The following is a 19473-nucleotide window of genomic DNA, read 5'->3' on the forward strand; positions in this document are numbered from 1 at the left end:
AGCGGCAATCAAGAGCTTTCGTCCGCAAGCGGCCGAGTTACTTTCTTTTGGCAGCGCGCCAAAAGAAAGTAACCAAAGAAAAACGCTTGTTTAAGGTCACTAGCCACTAAGTCCAGCACCGGGCGCCGGGATGCGCCGTAAGGGGCCTCCTGCCCCTACGGCGCACGCGCGCATCCATGCGCGCGCCCTCCGGGTCTTCGGGGCACGGGCTTCGCGTGGGGTTGCGTCAAAGCGAATGGCAACGGCAACGACAACGACAACAGCAAAAGCAAAATCGTTTCCGCTTTCGCTGGAACGCCGAACGGGAAAATTCGCGACTTTTCCCTCCTCCATAAAAAAGCCCCTCGCCACTATCCCTGTGGCGAGAGGCCAAATCCTGAATCCCCTGGCGCAGGCAAGGCCCGCGCCGGCCGCGCGCTTACAACGCCGCCCCGCCAAACTTGTGCGTGTACTGCACGAACACCTGACGCCCCAGCGCATCGAACCAGGACACGTCGTAATACGGATAGCTGGTGTAGGTCGCGTCCTTCGGCGGCATCTTGTCGAACAGGTTGGTCACCGACACCGACAGCTGGTTGTGGTCGGTGAAGCGGTACTGCAGCGACAGGTTGTAGCGATAGGTCGCGCCGATCCACGGGCTGCCGCCCTCTTCGGGATCGTAGGCCTCGTTGTAGGAGTCGTAGTTGGGCAGCTTGCCCAGGCGCTCGCCGTGCACGGTCGCGGTCCAGCGGTCGCGCTCCCAGCTCACGCTCGCGCTGGCCTTGCTGCGCGGCAGGTCGAAGCCGCTGTTGATCGCGAACTGGTCCTCGACCCGGTCGCCGGCGTACTGCTGGCTCTCGTGCTCGCGCACCCAGCTGTAGTTGCCGCTGAAGCGGAACACGCCGACCGCGGTCTCCCAGCGCCAGCGCGCGGTGAAGTCGACGCCGTTGGTGCGCTCGCGGGCGATATTGATCGGGTTGACGTAGGTGCCGTACAGGCGGCCGTCGGCGCTGCGCACCACCCGCGCCAGCGCATCCACGCAGGTCGGCGAATTCGCGCTGACCGGGGTGCCGTCGGGGCGCTGGCCCAGGCGGCAGTCGGCTTCGTCCTGCAGCACGCTGTCGGCGCGCAGGTCCTGGACCTGGTGGCGCAGGTCGATGTCGTAGTAGTCCAGCGAGAAGTCCAGGTTCGCCAGCGGCGACCAGACCACGCCGGCGGTCCACGAGGTGCTGGTTTCCGGATCGAGCTTGCGGTTGCCGCGCCGGGTGACGATCAGGTTCTCGTCGGAATAGCCGCAGTCGGCGTAGTCGACGCCCGGCTCTTCGCTGCGGCAGCGGTAGTAGTCGATCGCCGCCGATTCGCTGTTGCCTTCGCCGGCGAACACGTAGTGCAGGTCCGGCGCGCGGAACGCGGTGCCGTAGGAGCCGCGCAGCAGCAGCGTGTCCAGCGGCCGCCATTCCAGGCCGGCGCTGTAGGTGAACTTGTCGATGCTGCCGCCGCCGTAACGGTATTGGTCGTAGCGGCCGGCGACGCTGAGGTTCAGGCGCTCCAGCAACGGCAGGCGCAGTTCGCCGGCGGCGGCCCAGCGGTCGCGGCTGCCGCGGCCGTCGGAGTCGCGCCAGCTGTAGTAGTAGTACTGCGTGGCCAGCGGGTCCGGGCGCAGGTTGTAGCTCTGGTTGCCCGCCTCGATGGTGCCGGCGAAACCGGCCGCGCCGGCCGGCATCTGGAACAGCTCGGTGTTGGTGAAGGTCAGCGACAGCGTGTCGGTGCGCGACTTGGGCTGGTACACGGTACGCGCGGCGATCGAGTCGTACTCGGCGCGGCTCAGCGGCCGGTACAGGCGCGCGGGATCGGCGTCGAAGATCGGGTAGCCGTCCTCGTCGCTGCCCAGCTGCGGGCCGAGGAACAGCGCGTTGGCCTTGGACGCGACGATCTGCGGCCAGCTGATCGTGGACTGGTACTGCGAATGGCTCAGCGCGGTTTCCCAGTCCCAGTTCGCGCCCAGCCGGCCCTTGAAGCCGGTGGTCAGGCTGAAGGTCTTCTGCCGGGTGCGGATGTCGCCGTTGTTCAGCCCGCCCATTTCCTCGGGCGTGAACTGGCGCTGCCAGTATTCGAGCTGGTCGGTGGCGCGGTTGAAGAAATAGCCGCTCTCGTCGCCGTCGGGCCGCTGGTAGACCCATTGGGTCACGTCGCGGAACATCGACAGTTCGTGGTAGCCCAGCTGCAGGTCGGCGAACCATTCCACGTCGTTGTCGAAGCGGTAGCTCAGCGAACCGTAGGCGTTGAGCCCGCGGCGCTTGCTGAGGATGGTGCCGTAGCCGATCGAGCGGTCGCTGCCGCAGTAGTAGCCGTCCTCGCCGTCGACGCCGTAGCCGGGGCGCGAGGCGCGGTAGGTGTTGCCGCCGTTGAGCGCGGCGACGCCGTCGCAGGCGCCTTCCGGGTCGAGGTACTCGTCGTACCAGTTGGTGCGCAGGAAGGTCCGGCGCGGCGCGCGGCTGCCCGCGGTCGGGCCGTCCAGGGTCGAGTCCTGGCGCGCGCGATCGAAGGCCCACAGCGGGTTCTGCACCACGATCTCGGCGCCGTAGATCGCGGTGAAGCGGTCGTTGCTGTAGCCGCTGGAGACGCTCAGGTCGAACGACTCGGCGCCGCCGCGGGTGGCGTCGCCCATGCGCACGTCGACGGTGGTGCCGTCGGCCTGCTTCTTGAGGATGAAGTTGACCACGCCGGAGATCGCGTCGGAGCCGTAGATGGCCGAGGCGCTGCCGGTCAGGATCTCGATCCGCTCGACCATGCCCAGCGGGATGTTGGAGATGTCGGTGAAGTTGCTGCGGCCCTTGAACGGCATCGGGAAGTCGGCGATGCGGCGGCCGTTGACCAGCACCAGGGTGTGGTTGGGGCCGAGGCCGCGCAGGTCGACCTGCTGCGCGCCGGGCGAGAAGTCGGCGCCGCTGGCGGACTGCTGGCTCTGGGTCTCGCCGCCGTTCTGGGTCATCGCCCGCAGCACGTCGGGCACGGTGGTGAAGCCGTTGGCCTTGATCTCCTGCGCGGTCATCACCGTGACCGGCGCCGGGCCCTCGATCTGCGCGCGCGGGATGCGCGAGCCGGTGACCTGGATGGTCTCCAGGTCGGTCGCCACCGGCGGTTCCGGCGAGGCGCCGCCGCTGGTGGCCTGCGCCCGCGGCGCGGTCGCCGCGGGCGCGGCCGCGGCGGCGTCGCGGACGATGACCAGGCCGCCGGACGGGTCGCGGCGGGCGACGAAGCCGCTGCCGCGCAGCAGCCGGTCGAGCGCGTCGCCGGCCGACAGGGTGCCGCTGACGCCGCCGGTGCGCAGGCCGCGCACCTGGTCGGCGGAGTAGACGAACTGGGCGCCGGACTGGCGCGCCAGCGCGTCCAGCGCGGCCGACAGGTCGCCGGCGGGAATGTCGACCCGCGCCGGCGCCCCCTGCGCCTGGGCGGACAAGGCGGCCGAACAGGCCAGCGCCAACAGCAGCACACGCACACCACGCACAGCTCGCACCATTGGATTCCCCTCTCCCCATCGACGCTCGTACGGCGCCGTTGTGTATGTCAGACGAACGAAGTCGGCAAATCCCGCACGCGGCGGCGGATGGACCGGGGCTGCGGGGCCGCGTAGTCTGCCCGGCTTTTTGTGGGAGGGCCTTCAGGCCCGAAGCTTTTCGCTCCGACGCAGCGATCCGGCCGCAGGCGCCGGGCCGTCAGGCCTGAGGCTTTCGGGTGGCTCGGCCGCGAGCCGGCGCAAGAGCGTGGGCCTGAAGGCCCTCCCACCACGGCCGGTCCACGACTGCGGCCGCCGGGCCCCGCCTCAGCGGCTGTGCAGCACGATCCGGTCCGGCAACCGCTCCGCCCGCACCGGCATCGCCTGTTCCAGCAAGCCGACGAACATCTCCGCGTTCGACCAGCGGAAATTCCCGCCCACGCGCAGCTCGCCCGCGGCGGTGTCGGCGATCACCAGCTTGCGCGCGCTGTAGCGGTTGAACTCGGCCGCCGCCTGCGCCAGCGGGGTGTCGCGGAACACCAGGAAACCGTGGCGCCAGTCGACGTAGCGCTCGGCCTCCTCGACCGCCACGCTGCGCACCAGCACGCCGTTGGGCCCGGCCAGGGCGATGCTGCCGGCCGGCAGCAGCGTGGTCGGCTGCGGGTGGCCGCCGACCGGCTCGGACTCCAGCCGGACCGTGCCCTCGGTGACCACCACGCGCAGCTCGGCGCCGTCGCGGCGGACCGCGAAATGGGTGCCCACCGCGACCACCCGGCGCGCGCCGGCCTCGACCGCGAACGGGCGGCTTGGGTCCTTGGCGACATCGAAGAAGGCCTCGCCCTGGGCCAGCTCGACCCGGCGCCGCGCGCCCGACAGCGCCACCTCGATCCGGCTGTCGCTGCTGAGGGTCGCGCGCGAGCCATCGGCCAGCGCCACTTCGTCGGTGCGGCCCAGCGCGGTGCGGTAGCTGGCGCGCTCGGTCGCGCCGTAATGCAGCCAGCCCCAGCCCAGCCCGACCGCCAACGCGGCGACTGCGGCGGCGGCGGCGAACGGCCAGCGCGACGCCCGCGCCGGTTCGCGCCGCGGCTGGAACCTCAGCGCCTGCGCGCGCAGCGGCGCTACGGCGGCGCGCTCGCGCTGCGCATCGTCCTCGTCGTCCGCGCCATCGCCCGCGGTCGCCGCGCGCGGCGGCGCGACCCGGTCCCACGCGGCGCGCGCGGGCACGCCGCCTTCGCCCGCGGCCAGGGCCTGCAGGCGCCCGGCCTGCCGCCACGCGGCCTGCAGGCGCACGAACGCGACCCGGTGCGCGGTCGCGCGCGCCAGCCAGGCGTCGAGTTCGGCCTGCGCGGCCGCCGGCCAATCGCCGCTGTCGCGACGGGCCAGCCACTGCGCGGCGGTGTGTTCAATCTCCCTGCTTCCTGCCATGTCCGTCCTGTCCGTGCGTACCCTCGTCCGTCGCGGCCGGCCGCGCCGCCTCGCGCCGCGCCCGGCCTTGCGCACCCGCCCCGTCCGCCTGCGCCTCGCCGCCGAAGTAGTGCTCGGCCAGCAGGCGCATGCCCTTGGCGATCTGCTTCTCCACGGTCTTCTCGGTAATGCCCATGCGCTGCGCCACCTGTTTCTGCGGCAGTTCCTCGACCCGGCGCAGCCATACCGCCTCGCGGCAACGCTGCGGCAGGCGGTCGAAGGCCTCGGCCAGGCGGCGCAGGTTCTGGCGCGCGCCCAGCCGGCGCTCGGGCGAGCACTCGTCTATTAGGACGTTCAAGGACTCGAAATCACCCACCGGCTCGATCGACACCACCCGGCCGCGGCGCAGCCGGTCGGTCATCAGGTGGCGCGCGGTGGCGAACAGGAACGGCTTGGGCTGGTGCGGGCGGGCCTTGCCGGCCGCCTCGTAGACGCGCACGTAGACTTCCTGGCGCAGGTCGTGGATCTCGTCCGGATGCGGCCACACCCGCCGCAGGTACTGCACCAGCGCCGCCTCGTGCACCAGGATGTCGGCGGCGAACCACGCGTCCAGATCGGTGTCCATGCGCGGACATTAGCCCAGCCCCGCGCGCGGCGCACCCGTCGCGCCCACGGCGATCGTCGATGGGGGATCGCGCCGCCCTGCTTCGTCGTGATGTAAAGATCCCGATTCGGAGAGCGTGCGATGCGCAGTTCGTCGATGTGGTCCCTGTCCGCGTTGCGGCGCAAGACGCTGGCGGGGCTGTGGCTGGCCGTGGGCCTGGCCTGCGCCAGCCTGGGCGCGCACGCGCAGGCGCCCGCCGCCGGCGCCGATCCGGCCCAGCGCGACGGCTATCGCTATTACCAGATCGGCCGACTCGACGCGCCGCGCCCGCAGCCGACCCGCGCCGGGCTGATGCTGGTCGGCGGCGGCGACTGGCCGCGCGAGGCGTTCGCCTGGATGGTCGAGCGCGCCGGCCACGGCCGCATCGTGATCCTGCGCGCCTCCGGCACGGTCGAGGCGCAGAACGAATTCTTCGACGACATCGGCGGCATCACCGGCGCGCAGACCCTGGTGTTCCAGGACCGCCGCGCCGCCAGCGACCCGCAGGTGCTGGAGATCGTCCGCCAGGCCGACGGCATCTTCATCGCCGGCGGCGACCAGTCGCGCTACGTGCGCTTCTGGAAGGACACGCCGCTGGCGCGCGCGCTCGACGCGCACGTGCGCGCGGGCAAGCCGATCGGCGGCACCAGCGCGGGGCTGGCGATTCTGGGCGCGTATGCCTACGGCGCGATGGACGGCGGCAGCGTGGTCTCGCAGACCGCGCTCGACGATCCGGCCGGGCCGAAGCTGACCATGGTCGACGACTTCCTGCACCTGCCGTACCTGCACAACGTCGTCACCGACAGCCACTTCGGCAAGCGCCAGCGCCTGGGCCGGCTGATCGCGTTCCTGGCGCGGCTGTCGAAGGAACACGGCCGCGACGACCTGGTCGGCCTGGGCGTGGACGAATACACCGCGCTGTGCATCGACGCGCACGGCGAAGGCAGCGTGTTCAGCGGCAACGGCGGCAAGGTCTGGCTGGTCAAGCCGCGCCAGCCGGCGCGGGTGTTCGCGCAGGGCGAGCCGCTGAGCCAGCGCGCGGTGCCGGTGATCGGCATCGGCGAGGGCAGCGCCTTGCGCATGCGCGATTTCAAGGTCGAGCGGCCGGCGTTCGTCGAGCTTTATGATGTCGAATCCGGGCAGCTGATCCTGCGCGAGGACCCCGCCGACGGCGACGCCGCGCGCGAGGGCCTGCGGCTGCCGAACCTGTCCTATGGAGCCGATGATGACGAACTCGTTGCGCCGTAAGCTGCACCTGCAATTGCGCCGCGCCTGCGGCGCGGCGCTGCTCGGAACGATGGCGCTGGCGCCCGCCTGGGCCGCCGAGGCGGCCAAGCCCGCCGCGCCCCGGCCGGTGCTGGTGATCCACGGCGGCGCCGGGGTCGAGCGCGCCGGCCTCAGCGAACAGGACCAGAAAGACGCGCGCGCGGCGCTGGAAAGCGCGCTGCGCGCCGGCCACGCCGCGCTCGCCGCCGGCAAGCCGGCGCTGGATGCGGTGACCGCGGCGATCGTGGTGCTGGAAGACGCGCCGATGTTCAACGCCGGGCGCGGCGCGGTGTTCACCCACGACGGCAAGAACGAACTCGACTCGGCGGTGATGGACGGCGCCAGCGGCCGCGCCGGCGCGGTCGCCGGCGTGCACCGGGTCAAGAACCCGATCGCGCTGGCGCGGGCGGTGATGGAGAAGTCCAAGCACGTGATGCTGGTCGGCGACGGCGCCGAAGTCTTCGCCAAGCAGGCCGGCGTGACCCTGGTCGATCCGTCCTACTTCCGCACCGACAAGCGCTGGCAGCAGTTGCAGAAGGCGCTCAAGGAAGAAGCGTCCGGCCAGGCCCATGAAGACCTCGAAACCGCCAAGCACTTCGGTACCGTCGGCGCGGTCGCGCTCGACGCCCAGGGCCGTCTCGCCGCCGGCACCTCCACCGGCGGCATGACCAACAAGCGCTACGGCCGGGTCGGCGACTCGCCTATCATCGGCGCCGGCACCTACGCCGACGCGCGCTGCGCGGTGTCGGGCACCGGCTGGGGCGAGTACTACATCCGCGCGGTGGCCGCGCACGAGATCTGCGCGCGCATGCGCTACGCCGGCCAGAGCGTGCGCGAGGCCGCCTCCGGGGTGATCGACCGCGACATCCCCGCCGCCGGCGGCGACGGCGGCGCGATCGTGCTCGGCGCCAACGGCGACTTCGCCCTGCCGTTCAACACCGAAGGCATGTACCGCGGCTGGATCGGCGCCGACGGCGTGCCGCACGTGGCGCTGTTCAAGGACGAAAAGCTGACCGAGCCGGCGGCGCGCTGAGCCGCGACGCCGCGGATGCGACGCGACCGGCTGTTCCGCGGTCGCGGCTCGCGGCGCTCCCGCAGGCAGTGCGCGCGACTCGCGTCGCTGCTGGCGAGCGTCTCGCCCGTTTCGACACAGCCGCGATTCCCGCTGCAGGAGCGACGCAAGTCGCGACCGCGACACCGCGGATGCGACCCGACCGGCCACCCCGCGGTCGCGGCTCGCGCCGCTCCTACAGGGAGCATCCGCCGCTTGCATCGCAGCCGGAAAACGCACCGCGCGCGGTGACGCAACCGCGATCCCCACGGTAGGAGCTGCGCAAGCCGCGACCGCGACGCCGCAGCTACGACGCAACCCCGACAGCCTCAGCGATTGGCCATGCGCAACTGGTTGACCATCACCTGCAGCTTGTCGCGCGGCATCTCGTTGATGTAGTCGATCGCCGCCTGACCTTCCAGCGGACGGCCCGCGCCGATGCGGTCGTCGCGCGCGGCCTGCATGATCAACGGCACGGTCGGGATCGACAGGTAGTACTCGTCCTCGCCCTGGTCGCTGAGCACCGCCGCGGCGTCGGCGTCGAAGCCGGCGTTCTGCAGGAACTTCATCGAGCCCTCGACCTTGCCCTGCTTGTCGCGGTAGTCGCCGAGCGCGGACTGGCCGAACACCGACACGCCGATCATCACCGAGCCGACCAGCGCGCCGACCGGGCCGGTCGACACCGCCATGATCACGGTGCCGGTCGCGCCCAGGCCGTACAGGCCGGCTTCCACGCCCTTGAGCGGGCGATCCGACAGCAGCGCGTCGACCAGCTTGGCCACGTCGCCCACCGCCGAAACCACGCCGAGCACCTTGTTGACGTTCTCGAAGCGCTTGAGCCCGCTTTCCAGCGCTTCCATCGCCGCCGGCGAGTTGCGGTCGACCGCCTGCGCGGCCGGGTTGGTCAGCAGGTCGCGCGCGTCCTTGACCAGGCCGGCGGCGTCGCCGAACGCGGCGATCTGGTTGGCCCAGGTCGGATCGTCGATGGCGTCGGCGGTGGACTTGCCGAAGGCCAGGCCGGCCGCGGCCACGCCGAGCGCGCGGAAGGTGATGCCGGCCGGCTGCTTGGCGCCGAAGCCTTCGATGCCCTGCAATTCGGTGTGGAACTTGTTGAGCTGGCTCGCCATCGCCTGCGTGTCGCCGGCCGGCACGTCGAGCAGCTTCTCCAACTCGCCGATCGCGCGGCGGTATTGTTCGGCGTCGGCGCCGAGCGCGCCGGAGTACTGCCGGCTCATCGCCTCCAGCCGGGTCTTGCCGTCGGCGACGCTGGCCGGGTTGTCCGGATCGACGCCGGCGAACACGTTCATCGCGTTCTGGTTGATCGCCTGGCTGGCGAGCCGCTTGAGGTACTCGGCGCCTTCCTTGGAGACCTTGGTCGCATCGAACAGCGCCGCGGTCGAGTCGGCGTTCTCGCCGACCAGGAAGCGATCGTCGCTGCCGGCGGCCAAGCCGAAGGCCTGCAGGGTGTCGTCGTCGTTGGCGATGGACTTGATCTTGTCCATCAGCTCCGGACGGGTCGCCTTGACCTGCGCCGGCAGCGCGTTCAAGCCGCCCAGCGTTTCCTGCAGCAGGCGCCCGTCGGCGGCGAGATCCTTCTCCAGCTTCTGGTACTTGGCCAGCCAGTCCGGATCGTCCTTGCCCTTGGCGGCGAGGTAGTCGTTGACTGCCTTGTTCAACTTGTCCGGCGGCAGGCCTTCGGAATACTTCAGCAGGCGCGCCAGTTCGCCCATCATCTCCTTGTACTGGCCCAGGTTGCCCTCGATGCGCTGCTGCAGCAGCTCCGCGCCGTGGCTCACGCCGCCCAGGAAGACCCCGGCCAGTTCGTTCTCGCCCTTGCCCTGCAACTGCCGGGCCATCTCCAGCGCCAATCCGGGACCGACGCCGTCGCGTATCGCATTGGAGATGTTCTCGGAGAACGGATACCCCTGCCCGCGCCAGTCGCCGGAATGGCCGACGTAACTGGCGGCGAGGTCCGAACGCAGCCGCGGGCCGTCGCCGGTGTCGCCGAGCGATTCGTACACCCGCGCCATGTTGGCGTAGGAGGTGGCTTCGCCGAACTTGTTGCCGCCGGCGTACATCGGCTTGACCTCGGTGATGCGCAGCACCGTATCGATGTTCTGGGTGACCACGGCCTGCGCCAGCGCCGGCGGCAAGCCGTCGGTCAGTTCGGCCAGGCGCCGCGAGGACTCGTTGGCCGGGCCCATCAGCGCCTTGGGATCGCCGCCGGAGTCCACGCCCTTGAACGGCTCGGCCACGTACGGCTCGATCTTCTCGTTGATCAGCTTGCCCAGCTCGACGCTGGTCGACAGCCGCTGCTGCGCCTCGGGCGAGATCTTCGACCACTGGTCCTTGAGGATGCTGACCACCGCCTTCGGATCGCCGGCGTTGGCCACCATCACCGTGAACTCGACTTCGTGATCGATGCGGATGTCCTTGCTGACCGCCTCGATGCCGGCGCGCGCGGCCGGGTTGTCGGCGTAGCGCCCGGCGATGCTGAGGCCGTAGCCGTCGATGGTCTTGGCGTCGTAGACCGCGCCGGTCGGGCGGGCGGCGAACTCGGCCTGGTAGCGCGACTGCATCTCGGCCTGGACCGCGGCCTTGAGCTCGGCGCGGGTCTGCGGCGTGGAGTGCGCGGCGTCGGCCTGCGCCGCGGTATCGACCCGTTGCACCTCGGGCGACTTGTCGGTCTTGGCGGGCGCCTGCTGGGTGTAGGCGACGGTCTGCGCCTGGGCGCCGTCGTGCTCGGCCGGCGGCAGCTCGATCTGAGTGTCGGGGTACAACGCCTCCCAGTTGAGCACCTGCGGGTTGGCGTCCTTGATCTGCTGCTCGTAAATCTCCTGCGGCACCGCGCCGCGATACTGCGCGGCGATCTGCGGCAGGGTCTCGTCGCGGGCGATGGTGTGCACCGGCGGGACCGGCTTGGGCTGCGTGGCCAGTTGCTGGACGGTGCGCGCGACCGAATCGATGAAGCTGAAAAGGGACATGGCGGGGGCCTTGGGATTCAACCCGCAGACCGTAGCACCGCGGCCGTCGGGGCGATGCCTGGGGGCGGCCCCAGGGGACGGAAAACGCGGGCGCAAACGGTCCTGAACGCGGCCGGCGGTCGCACCGAAAACCTCGCCATGGCGCGCGCTTGGCGTCGCGCGCAACGCAGCGATGGGGAATCGCAGGATCGGCACAAGCGGCCAGTGTCGGGCGTATGTGCGCGGCGCGGGTTCGCGGTCGGGGCGAGGGCGGGCGCGACTCGGCGGCGGCGAGCGAGCGGGTGCGTGCGGGGCGATCGCGTGCGCGCGGTTGCGCGGCGGTGTGCGGTGTCGCGGCGCGGCTTGCGCCGCTCCTACAGGGGCTTCGGGTGGGCGGTCAGGGCTTGCGCGACAGGCGGCGCGCGGTGGCGGGGCCGTTCAATTCGCGCAACGCGTTCTTGCCGTTCCAGCGCGGCGCGGCCTGCGCGGACGCGGCCAGCCGCGTCGCCGTGCGCAGCCCGGCGGCGTGCAGCGCGGCATTGCGCTTGCCGATCGAACGCAGCGCCCAGTTGACCGCTTTCTTGACGAAGTTGCGCTCGTCGAAGGCATAGGCCTCGACCAGTTCCAGGCCATGCAGGAACTCGGCGTCGCTGGCCTGTTTGTCGTGCACGCTCTTGCTCGCCAGCAGCGCGAACGCGGCGCGACGCACGAACTCGTCCTCGCGTCGCGCCCATTGCTCGATCTTGCGCCAGGCCAGCGGGCTGCGGTCGAACAGGGCGAAGCAGACCGTGTCGCACACCGCCCAGTTGTCGAAATCGCGCGCCCAGCGGTCCATCTGCGCGGCGCTCACCGCGGCCGGGTCGTCGAGGTAGGCGGCCAGCAGGCGCGCTTCGTACCAGGCGCTGTTCCACAAGGCGTCGGCCAGCGCGTGGTCGCGCCCCAGGCGCTTGGCGACGGCCTGGATCTTGACCATCGGCACGCCGAAGGCGCGCTCGTTGGGAATCGCGAAACGGGCCATGCCGTCGCGGTAGTCGGCGCTGGCGTCGGCGCGCAGCGCGTCCAAGGCCTGGGCCAGCCGCTGCGGCAAGGGCAAGGCGGCGAATGCGGCTTGCGCGGCCTTGCGTTCGCTGGCCGGGGCGAGCGGCTTGGTCGCAGCTTTCTTCGCAGCGGCTTTCTTGGCGACGGTTTTCTTCGCCGCCGCCTTCTTGCCCGCGGTGCGCGTTATCGCATCGGTGGTAGCGGTTCGGGCCACGGCGGCCTCCCGGTGGGGCACGGCCGCAACGAGGAGCCGCGGCGCCAATGTATCCATCGGCGCCGCGGCCCGCTATCGATTACCGCTTATGCGTTGCGGATCAGGCCTTCGCGCCCGGCTCCGGCTTGGGCGGCAGCATCAGGCTGGCCGCGATCGAGCTGCCGATGATGACCGCCACGCCCAACAGCGAGACCAGGATCGGGATCTTGTACAGGTCGATCAGCAGCATCTTCGCGCCGATGAACACCAGTACCGCGGCCAGACCGTACGGCAGCAGGTGGAAGCGGTCGGCCATGCCCTGCAGCAGGAAGAACATCGCGCGCAGGCCCAGCACCGCGAACACGTTCGAGGTCAGCACGATGAACGGATCGGCGGTGATGGCGAAGATCGCCGGGATCGAGTCGACCGCGAAGATCACGTCGGTCACGCCGATCAGCGCGATCACCGCGAACAGCGGGGTGAACCAGCGCTTGCCGTCGCGCATGATCGACAGCTTGCTGTCGTGGTAGTCGTCGGTCAGGCGCAGGTGGCCGCGCATCCACTTGAGCATCGGGTTCTGCTCCAGGTCCGGACTCTTGCCGGCGGCCATCAGCATCTTGATGCCGGTGAACACCAGGAACGCGCCGAACACGTACAGCACCCAGTGGAACTTGGCCAGCAGCAGCGCGCCGGCGAAGATCAGCACCGAGCGCAGCACGATCGCGCCGAGGATGCCGATCACCAGCACGCGCTGGCGCTGCTCCTCGGGCACGGCGAAGTAAGAGAACAGCATCAGGAACACGAAGATGTTGTCGACCGCGAGCGATTTCTCGACCAAGTAGCCGGTCAGGAATTCCAGGCCGATGCGGTTGCCGACTTCGGCGCCGGATTCGCGGCTCACGTACCACCACAGCGCCGCATTGAACGCCAGCGCCAGGGCGATCCAGCCCACGCTCCACCACGCCGCTTCCTTGAACGTGACCTTGTGCGGCCCGCCGTGGCGCATCAGCACCAGATCGACGAGCAGCGCGACGACGACGAAGGCGGCGAACGCGCCCCACAGCATCGGACTGCCGATGGTTTCCATTTGATTCTCCCGCAAGACGTTGGGGGCGCAAGCGCGCCGGTTTCGAGGCCGCGGGCCGCGAAGCGTCGTCCGGAGGGAATTCGGGAGACGTGCCTTCGCCGCTACGGCGAAGGTCTTGCTCGTATCCGGCCGACCGTTCGGCGGTCCGGACACCTGTCGCACCGGGGCGGTGAGCCCGTAATGACGGCGACGACAGCGGGAGCTACTCCCCTTCTGGCGGGGAAGATACCACGCTTGCCGCTGAACTGCCGTTCAGGCGGGCTGTTGGTGGGAGGGCCTTCAGGCCCGAGGCTTTTGTCTCAGGTCACGCTGATCTGAAACAAGAGCCTCAGGCCTGAAGGCCCTGCCACAAGCGCTCAGCCGCCGCGGTACACCGCCACCGTCGCGATCCGCGCCGGCGCATAGCTGTGTTCGACCACCAGCCGCAGCCGCCGCGCCCGCACCGGGTCGAACCGTTCCAGGCGCTTGCAGCCGATGGTCGTGCCCCAGGCCACGGTCTTCCAGCCGCCGTCGCGCCAGGCCTCGAAGCGATGGTTGGCGACGTGCTGGCCTTCGGCCACGGCTTCCTGCAGGCACAGCAGGTCGAACTCGATCGCATCGTCGAGTTCGAACTCCAGCCAGGCCTCGCCCGCGTCGGCCTGCCAGTACGAATCCGCGTCGCCGTCGAGCACGCGCGCGGGCGCCGCGCCGCCGCTGGCGCGCACGCGCGCGCCGGCCAGCCGGTTGCCGCCGGCGAACAGCGCCGCGCGCTTGCGGCCGAACTCGGCGAGGCGGGCGACGTCGGTCTCGTGGAAGCGCCCCGCGCGCGTCGGCGGCACGTTGAGCAACAGCTTGCTGTTGCGCCCCACCGAACTGCAGTACAGGTCGATGAGGTTGTCGGCGCTGCGCACCTTGGCGTCCTCGGCCGCGTGCCAGAACCAGCCGGGCCGGATCGACACGTCGGTTTCGCCCGGCCGCCACGTGCTGCCGTGCGGATCGCCCTGTTGCAGCGCTTCGCCGACCCAGGGCCGGTCGAAACCCGGATACGGCACCCGCGCCGGGTCCACCGTCGCCCAGCAGGTGCTGCCGGCGACGCCGCGCTCGTTGCCGATCCAGCGCACGTCGGGGCCGGCGTCGGAGAAGATCACCGCGTCGGGCTGCAGCGCGCGCACGGTGCGATGGATGCGCGGCCAGTCGTAGGCCTGGCGCCGCCCGTTCGGGCCTTCGCCGTTGGCGCCGTCGAACCACACCTCTACCACCGGGCCGTAATCGGTCAGCAATTCGGTGAGCTGGGCGATATAGACATCGTCGTAGGCGCGGCCGCTGCCGTAGCGCGGCTCGTGCCGGTCCCACGGCGACAGATAGAAGCCCACGCCGAGGCCTTCGCCGCGGCAGGCCTCGACGAACTCGCGCACCACGTCGCCGCGGCCGTCGCGCCACGGGCTGCTGCGCACGCTGTGCGCGGTGGTCGCGCTCGGCCACAGGCAGAAGCCGTCGTGGTGCTTGGCGGTGAGGATCAGGCTGCGGAAACCGCCGGCCTTGGCCGCGCGCGCCCACTGCCGCGCGTCGAGATCGGTCGGCGCGAACACGCGCGGGTCTTCGTCGCCCTCGCCCCATTCGCGGTCGGTGTAGGTGTTGACGGTGTAGTGCACGAACAGCGCGAGTTCCTCGCGCTGCCACGCCAGTTGCTGCGGCGTCGGCCGCGGCCGCGCGGCGGCCGGCGTTGCGGCGTCGGCGGCGGGCGCGCCCAGCGCGAGTGCCGGACTGGAAAGCGCGCAGGCGGAACTGGCGAGCAGGAAGCGGCGACGGTCCATGGCGATGCGAAGGCGGCGGCGACCTCGGCAGTCTAGTGGCGATCGCCGGCCGCGCCACGCTGCGCCGCGATTGTCGCGCTTTGGATTTGTTTGGACATTTCGCACGCGCATCGCGCCGCGCGCAATCCGAAAGCAGCGCCGGGCGCGTCGCGCCGAAACGAAAGCGCGCGACGCCGCCGCAGTTGACCGCATCGCACGCGGTCTGCTGGGATGCGCTGGCCCGCTTCGAGGAGAACGTCGATGACGCCGCCGCACGCCGCACCTCCTGCCCGCCCGATCGCCGCGCGCGCGCTCCTCGCGGGCCTGGCTTTCGCCTGCCTGACCGCGCTCGCCGGCCTCGCCCACGCCGCCACGCCGGCCGCGTCCGTGCCCAAGCCCGCGGTCGCCGCGCCGACCGAATCGCAGGCCGCGTTCGACGCGCGCATGCAGTGGTGGCGCGAAGCGCGCTTCGGTTTGTTCGTGCACTGGGGCCTGTACTCCGGCGCGGCCGGGCGCTGGAACGGCGAGCCGGTGAAGGGCTCGGCCGAATGGATCCAGCGCAACGCGCACGTGCCCACCGACGAATACGCGCGGCAGATGCTGCCGCTGTTCAAGCCCAAGCCCGGCTTCGCCCGCGAATGGGCGAAGCTGGCCAAACAGGCCGGCGCCAAGTACCTGGTGTTCACCAGCAAGCATCACGAAGGCTTCGCCCTGCACGACAGCGCGGTCAGCGACTTCGACGCCAAGGACGCCACCGGCCGCGACCTGGTGCGTGAGATCGTCGATGCCGCGCGCGCCGAAGGCCTCAAGGTCGGGCTGTACCACTCGGTCATCGACTGGCATCACCCCGCCTATCCGTACCGCGACTTCGCCCGCCTCGAACATCCGCTGCCGCATCCGCTGGAAAAGGCCGGCGACAAGCAGGACCCGGACTACGCCCAACGCGCGAACCTGCGCCAATACCAGGACTTCCTGCAGGCGCAGGTGCGCGAACTGGTCGAGCGTTACGGCCCGATCGACGTGCTGTGGTGGGACTATTCCAATCCCGGCGCCGAAGGCGAAACCTGGCGCGCGCAGGAACTGATGGCGATGGTGCGCAAGGACCAGCCCGGCATCGTCATGAACAACCGTCTGTACCGTTCGCTCGGCTACGACGATCCGCAGGGCAGCCTGCAATGGTTCGACCGCGCCCACGGCGACTTCACCACGCCCGAGCAGGCCATCCCCGCGCGCGGCGTGCCCGGCGTGGACTGGGAAGCGTGCATGACCATGAACGGCACCTGGGGCTACAGCGCGCTGGACACCCAGTGGAAGTCCACGCGCGAGTTGCTGCGCGACCTGGTCGACACCGCGAGCAAGGGCGGCAACCTGCTGCTCAACATCGGCCCGATGGCCGACGGCAGCGTGCCGCAGGCCAGCGTCGAACGGCTGCGGCAGATCGGCGCGTGGCTGCAGCGCAACGGCGCATCGATCTACGCCACCGGCGCCAACCCGTTCGGCGAAGTGGCCTGGGGCCGCATCACCGCCAAGCGCACGCCCGCCGGCGAGCGGCTGTACCTGCACGTATTCGAACGACCGTCCGACGGCGCGCTGCGGCTGCGCGCGCCGGGGCGATGGACGGCGCGCCTGCTCGACGGCGGCGCGGCCGTGCGCGTGCGCCGCGACGGCGAGGAACTGGTCGTCGCAGCGCCGCAGACCCCGGCCGATACGATCGACACGGTGATCGAACTGGTTCCGGCGAAATCCTGAGGGCGGCCGGGCCAAAACCCGTTCATCAAACTGATCGGCGCCGGCCGAGGCGGCTGCCGCAACGGGTAATGCTTCTGCCGCGCCGGGTCAGTTTGTCATGCCGCGTCACGGGTATACCGGTGCGCATCACAGTTCATGTGGACCGAATCGAAAAAATACCCTTGTTTTTTCGCTATTTTTCGTGATTTTTCATCACGTCGTCTTTACGTAATGCCCTCGTAAATAGCAAGGACGTCAGGGGGCGTCATTCATGAAGAACATCGAGGTATTCAGCATCGCCACCGCGCGCATCTGCGCGACGGCGCTCGAGCAGCATCCCGTCGTAGCCCGTTTCAACGCCGAGGAATCGGCGCGTCATCTGCCGGGCCTGGACCCGTCCAACCGCGAAGCCATGGCCCAGGCGGTGCTCGCCTGCGGCGCGACCTTCGAATGGCTGCTCGACGAGGGCTACGTGCGCAGCACCGCCTGCGTCAAGGAATCGTTGAACGGAGTCGCGTTCGTGCACGTGGCGCTGCGCTACCGCCTCACCGAGAAGGGCCTGGCCATCCTCGGCGCGCACGCCAGCAGCAGCGACGAAGCCAAGACCATCGGCGAGCGCCTGATCGCCGCGGTCAAGCTCGGCGGCGCCGAGCGCATCAAGGAATCGGTCAAGCTGATGATCGGCGCCGGTGCGGGCACCCATGCCGCGCGTCCGGCGTTGCAGGCCGCCGGCTGATCCAGGCCCGCTGATGCGAGGCGCTTGCCGGCGCCTCGCGACCGCCGTCGACGAAGACGCCCGCGCGATGCGCGGGCGTCTTCGTCTGCCTGTGCGCCGCAGTGCCGGCGCCGATCGCGGCGACGGCGCGGCGGAAGATTACGGCGTGTAAGTCAGGATCAGCTGCGGCGCGTTCGCGCCCTCGCGCGAGGACCAGTCCACGCCGTCGCTGGAGCTCGACGCCAGTACCACGCCGTTGTTGGCGACCGCACCGGAGGCCCAGTTCTTGACCAACTGCAGGCCGGCGGCGTTGAGCGCGATGGACTGCGCGCCGGTCGCGTTGGGCACCACCGAACCGATCTTGGCGCCCAGGCCCACGCCGCTGTAGCTGGCGTTGGCTTCGGTCCACGCCGCGCCGGCGGCGTACAAGTCGTAGGTGCCGGCGGAGCGGTCGCTGACCTGCAGCTTCACCTGCGCGCCGGTGAGGGTCTTGCCGGCCGCGGCGGACACGTCCCAGCCCATCAGCCCGCGCAGCACCTGGCCGCCGTCGCTGCCGTCGGCGTAGAGGGTGGCGCTGTTGTCGCGGCTGCCGCCGGACTTCACCGTCACGTCGCGCACGCTGTTGAGGGTCAGCGTCTGGCTCGGCGGATTGCCGTTGCCCTTGTTGCAGGTGCCGGTGAAGTGGTCGCTGTAGCTGCTGCCGGCGCGCGGCACGAAGTCGCCGGTGTAGCCGCTCGCGGTGAGGGTCAGCTTGAGCACGCCGAAGGTGCTGTCGTTGCTGGCTTCCAGCAGCGCGTGGCTGCCGCTGATGCCGTAGAACGCGCGGCCGCCGGTGCCGACCAGCACCTGGCGGATGCCGTCGCTGGCCGCGGCCTTGTCGGGATTCATCTTGCCGTAGCGCTGGTAGTTGTGGTCGTGGCCGACCAGCACCAGGTCGGCCTTGGCCGCATACAGCGCGTCCCAGAACGGCTTGACCTGGCTGTAGCCGGAGTAGCTGCCGCGGCTGAGCAGCGGATGGTGGAAATAGGCCGCGGTGCAGGGCTTGGTGTTGGCGGCGAGGTCGGACTTGAGCCAGTCGATCTGGGTCTGCGCGACGGTGCCGCCGCTCATGGTGTTGAGGGCGATGAAGTGCCAGTCGCCGACGTCCCAGCTGTAGTAGCCCTTGCTGCGGTCGCCGGCCGGGCCGGTCTGGTTGCCGCTGCCGTTGAAGTAGTCGAAGTAACCCTTGGCGCCGGTGGTGCTGTAGTCGTGGTTGCCCGGCGACGGGCTGGTCAGCGCCTTGAAGCGGCCCCAGGTCGGCGCGTAGCGGTTGTTGTATTCGCTCAGGGTGCCGCTGTTGTAGGCGTTGTCGCCGGCGGTGAACACCGCGGTGGGGTTGATCGAGACGATCAGGTCCGAGGTGCCCTGGCAGGCGTTGCCGCTGGTGTCGCAGATGTCGCCGGCGCCGGCCACCACCACCGTGGCCTTGTCCAGCGCGACGGCGCTGTAGTCGTAGCGGTCGAGCTGGAAGGCGCTGTCGGGCTGGCTGAAGTAGGGCTGGATGTCGACGCATTCGCCGCGCAGCGCGCGGGTGGTGAAGCTGCGCTGGTTCCAGTGCTTGCCTTCGAACACCAGCTTGTCGCCGCCGCTGCTGGTCAGCACCAGCGAGTCGTAGCCCGCCAGCTTGAGCTGCTTGAAGCCGACCCGCAGCCACTTGGCCCCGGCCTCGCAGACGCGGTCGGCGGCGCCGGCCTTGGCCAGCGGCGTGCCGCGCAGCGCGGAGGCAGCCACCGGCTTGCTGTAGGTGGCGTCTTCCGACAGCTGCAGGGTGCGCTGGGCGGCGTGCGCCGGCGCCAGCGCGGCGGCGCCGAGCAGGGCGGTGGCGAGGGCGGCGCACAACGGCGCGCGCGGGGCGATGAGGGTCACTGGCTGTCTCCGGCGGTGGAGTTGGCTGAAGGCGGGCATCGCGGTCGATGACCGCGATGGCTGCGGAGTTTGGCCGGAAAACTGCTACACGATTGCGACGCAATGCGCGGCTGTGCGGCGGTTGTCGCGGTGTGCGTCACAACTTTCGTACTTGTACCAAGCAGCGATGGCGCGGTGGGCGGAGCGAAGAGCGTCGGGACTGAAGTCCCTCCCACAACGGCAACGTTTGCTTA

At 70.4% G+C, this 19473-nt stretch carries 12 protein-coding genes; 4 read left to right on the top strand and 8 right to left on the bottom strand.

Features of this window, described 5'->3' with window-relative positions; genetic code table 11:
- Positions 1-418: 418 nt before the first annotated feature.
- The 3 genes from BLV01_RS13085 to BLV01_RS13095 form a co-directional block, all read right to left on the bottom strand.
- Complete coding sequence (locus BLV01_RS13085; protein WP_091800070.1) at positions 419-3499, bottom strand: TonB-dependent receptor; 3081 nt, start codon at positions 3497-3499, stop codon at positions 419-421.
- A 303-nt stretch (positions 3500-3802) separates the two neighbouring features.
- Entirely contained in the window at positions 3803-4900 is a 1098-nt protein-coding gene (locus tag BLV01_RS13090; RefSeq protein WP_091800073.1) for a FecR family protein, read from the bottom strand.
- On the bottom strand, positions 4878-5504 hold the full coding sequence (locus BLV01_RS13095) for an RNA polymerase sigma factor (RefSeq protein WP_091800076.1): 627 nt from the start codon (positions 5502-5504) through the stop codon (positions 4878-4880). The genes BLV01_RS13090 and BLV01_RS13095 overlap by 23 nt, the downstream gene beginning before the upstream one ends.
- A 135-nt stretch (positions 5505-5639) precedes the next feature.
- Between BLV01_RS13095 and BLV01_RS13100 the strand changes: the two genes are divergently transcribed.
- Positions 5640-6770 carry a cyanophycinase gene (locus tag BLV01_RS13100; RefSeq protein WP_091800520.1) on the top strand — a complete coding sequence of 377 codons (1131 nt, stop codon included), beginning with the start codon at positions 5640-5642 and terminating at the stop codon, positions 6768-6770.
- A gap of 49 nt (positions 6771-6819) precedes the next feature.
- The gene (locus BLV01_RS13105) at positions 6820-7821 is read left to right on the top strand and encodes an isoaspartyl peptidase/L-asparaginase family protein (RefSeq protein WP_091800523.1); all 1002 of its coding nucleotides are present in this window, start codon (positions 6820-6822) and stop codon (positions 7819-7821) included.
- Between the two features lie 347 nt (positions 7822-8168).
- Here the strand turns inward: BLV01_RS13105 and BLV01_RS13110 are convergent, their stop codons facing one another.
- The 4 genes from BLV01_RS13110 to BLV01_RS13125 form a co-directional block, all read right to left on the bottom strand.
- Positions 8169-10823, bottom strand: coding sequence for a hypothetical protein (locus BLV01_RS13110; RefSeq protein WP_091800079.1), 2655 nt, complete (start codon positions 10821-10823; stop codon positions 8169-8171).
- A 376-nt stretch (positions 10824-11199) separates the two neighbouring features.
- Positions 11200-12054, bottom strand: coding sequence for a DNA alkylation repair protein (locus BLV01_RS13115; protein ID WP_254782640.1), 855 nt, complete (start codon positions 12052-12054; stop codon positions 11200-11202).
- Between the two features lie 100 nt (positions 12055-12154).
- Positions 12155-13120 (bottom strand): TerC family protein, encoded by a 966-nt coding sequence (locus tag BLV01_RS13120; RefSeq protein ID WP_091800085.1) that lies wholly within the window; start codon positions 13118-13120, stop codon positions 12155-12157.
- A 356-nt stretch (positions 13121-13476) separates the two neighbouring features.
- Complete coding sequence (locus BLV01_RS13125; protein ID WP_091800089.1) at positions 13477-14913, bottom strand: alpha-L-fucosidase; 1437 nt, start codon at positions 14911-14913, stop codon at positions 13477-13479.
- Positions 14914-15153: 240 nt separating this feature from the next.
- On the opposite strand from BLV01_RS13125, the gene BLV01_RS13130 reads away from it, so the two are divergent.
- The gene (locus tag BLV01_RS13130; RefSeq protein ID WP_175485926.1) at positions 15154-16641 is read left to right on the top strand and encodes an alpha-L-fucosidase; all 1488 of its coding nucleotides are present in this window, start codon (positions 15154-15156) and stop codon (positions 16639-16641) included.
- Between the two features lie 250 nt (positions 16642-16891).
- The gene (locus BLV01_RS13135) at positions 16892-17356 is read left to right on the top strand and encodes a hypothetical protein (protein ID WP_091800095.1); all 465 of its coding nucleotides are present in this window, start codon (positions 16892-16894) and stop codon (positions 17354-17356) included.
- 138 nt (positions 17357-17494) lie between these two features.
- Here the strand turns inward: BLV01_RS13135 and BLV01_RS13140 are convergent, their stop codons facing one another.
- Positions 17495-19240, bottom strand: coding sequence for a DNRLRE domain-containing protein (locus BLV01_RS13140; protein WP_139178674.1), 1746 nt, complete (start codon positions 19238-19240; stop codon positions 17495-17497).
- Positions 19241-19473: the final 233 nt, after the last annotated feature.

It is taken from the genome of Lysobacter sp. yr284 (assembly GCF_900107375.1).
In the GTDB taxonomy this organism is placed as follows: domain Bacteria; phylum Pseudomonadota; class Gammaproteobacteria; order Xanthomonadales; family Xanthomonadaceae; genus Lysobacter.

What these genes read in the sequence shown, in the direction of transcription:
- BLV01_RS13085 (WP_091800070.1), bottom strand. Translation starts at nt 3,499, where the DNA reads ATGGTGCGAGCTGTGCGTGGTGTGCGTGTGCTGCTGTTGGCGCTGGCC.
- BLV01_RS13090 (WP_091800073.1), bottom strand. Translation starts at nt 4,900, where the DNA reads ATGGCAGGAAGCAGGGAGATTGAACACACCGCCGCGCAGTGGCTGGCC.
- BLV01_RS13095 (WP_091800076.1), bottom strand. Translation starts at nt 5,504, where the DNA reads ATGGACACCGATCTGGACGCGTGGTTCGCCGCCGACATCCTGGTGCAC.
- BLV01_RS13100 (WP_091800520.1), top strand. Translation starts at nt 5,640, where the DNA reads ATGTGGTCCCTGTCCGCGTTGCGGCGCAAGACGCTGGCGGGGCTGTGG.
- BLV01_RS13105 (WP_091800523.1), top strand. Translation starts at nt 6,820, where the DNA reads ATGGCGCTGGCGCCCGCCTGGGCCGCCGAGGCGGCCAAGCCCGCCGCG.
- BLV01_RS13110 (WP_091800079.1), bottom strand. Translation starts at nt 10,823, where the DNA reads ATGTCCCTTTTCAGCTTCATCGATTCGGTCGCGCGCACCGTCCAGCAA.
- BLV01_RS13120 (WP_091800085.1), bottom strand. Translation starts at nt 13,120, where the DNA reads ATGGAAACCATCGGCAGTCCGATGCTGTGGGGCGCGTTCGCCGCCTTC.
- BLV01_RS13125 (WP_091800089.1), bottom strand. Translation starts at nt 14,913, where the DNA reads ATGGACCGTCGCCGCTTCCTGCTCGCCAGTTCCGCCTGCGCGCTTTCC.
- BLV01_RS13130 (WP_175485926.1), top strand. Translation starts at nt 15,154, where the DNA reads ATGACGCCGCCGCACGCCGCACCTCCTGCCCGCCCGATCGCCGCGCGC.
- BLV01_RS13135 (WP_091800095.1), top strand. Translation starts at nt 16,892, where the DNA reads ATGAAGAACATCGAGGTATTCAGCATCGCCACCGCGCGCATCTGCGCG.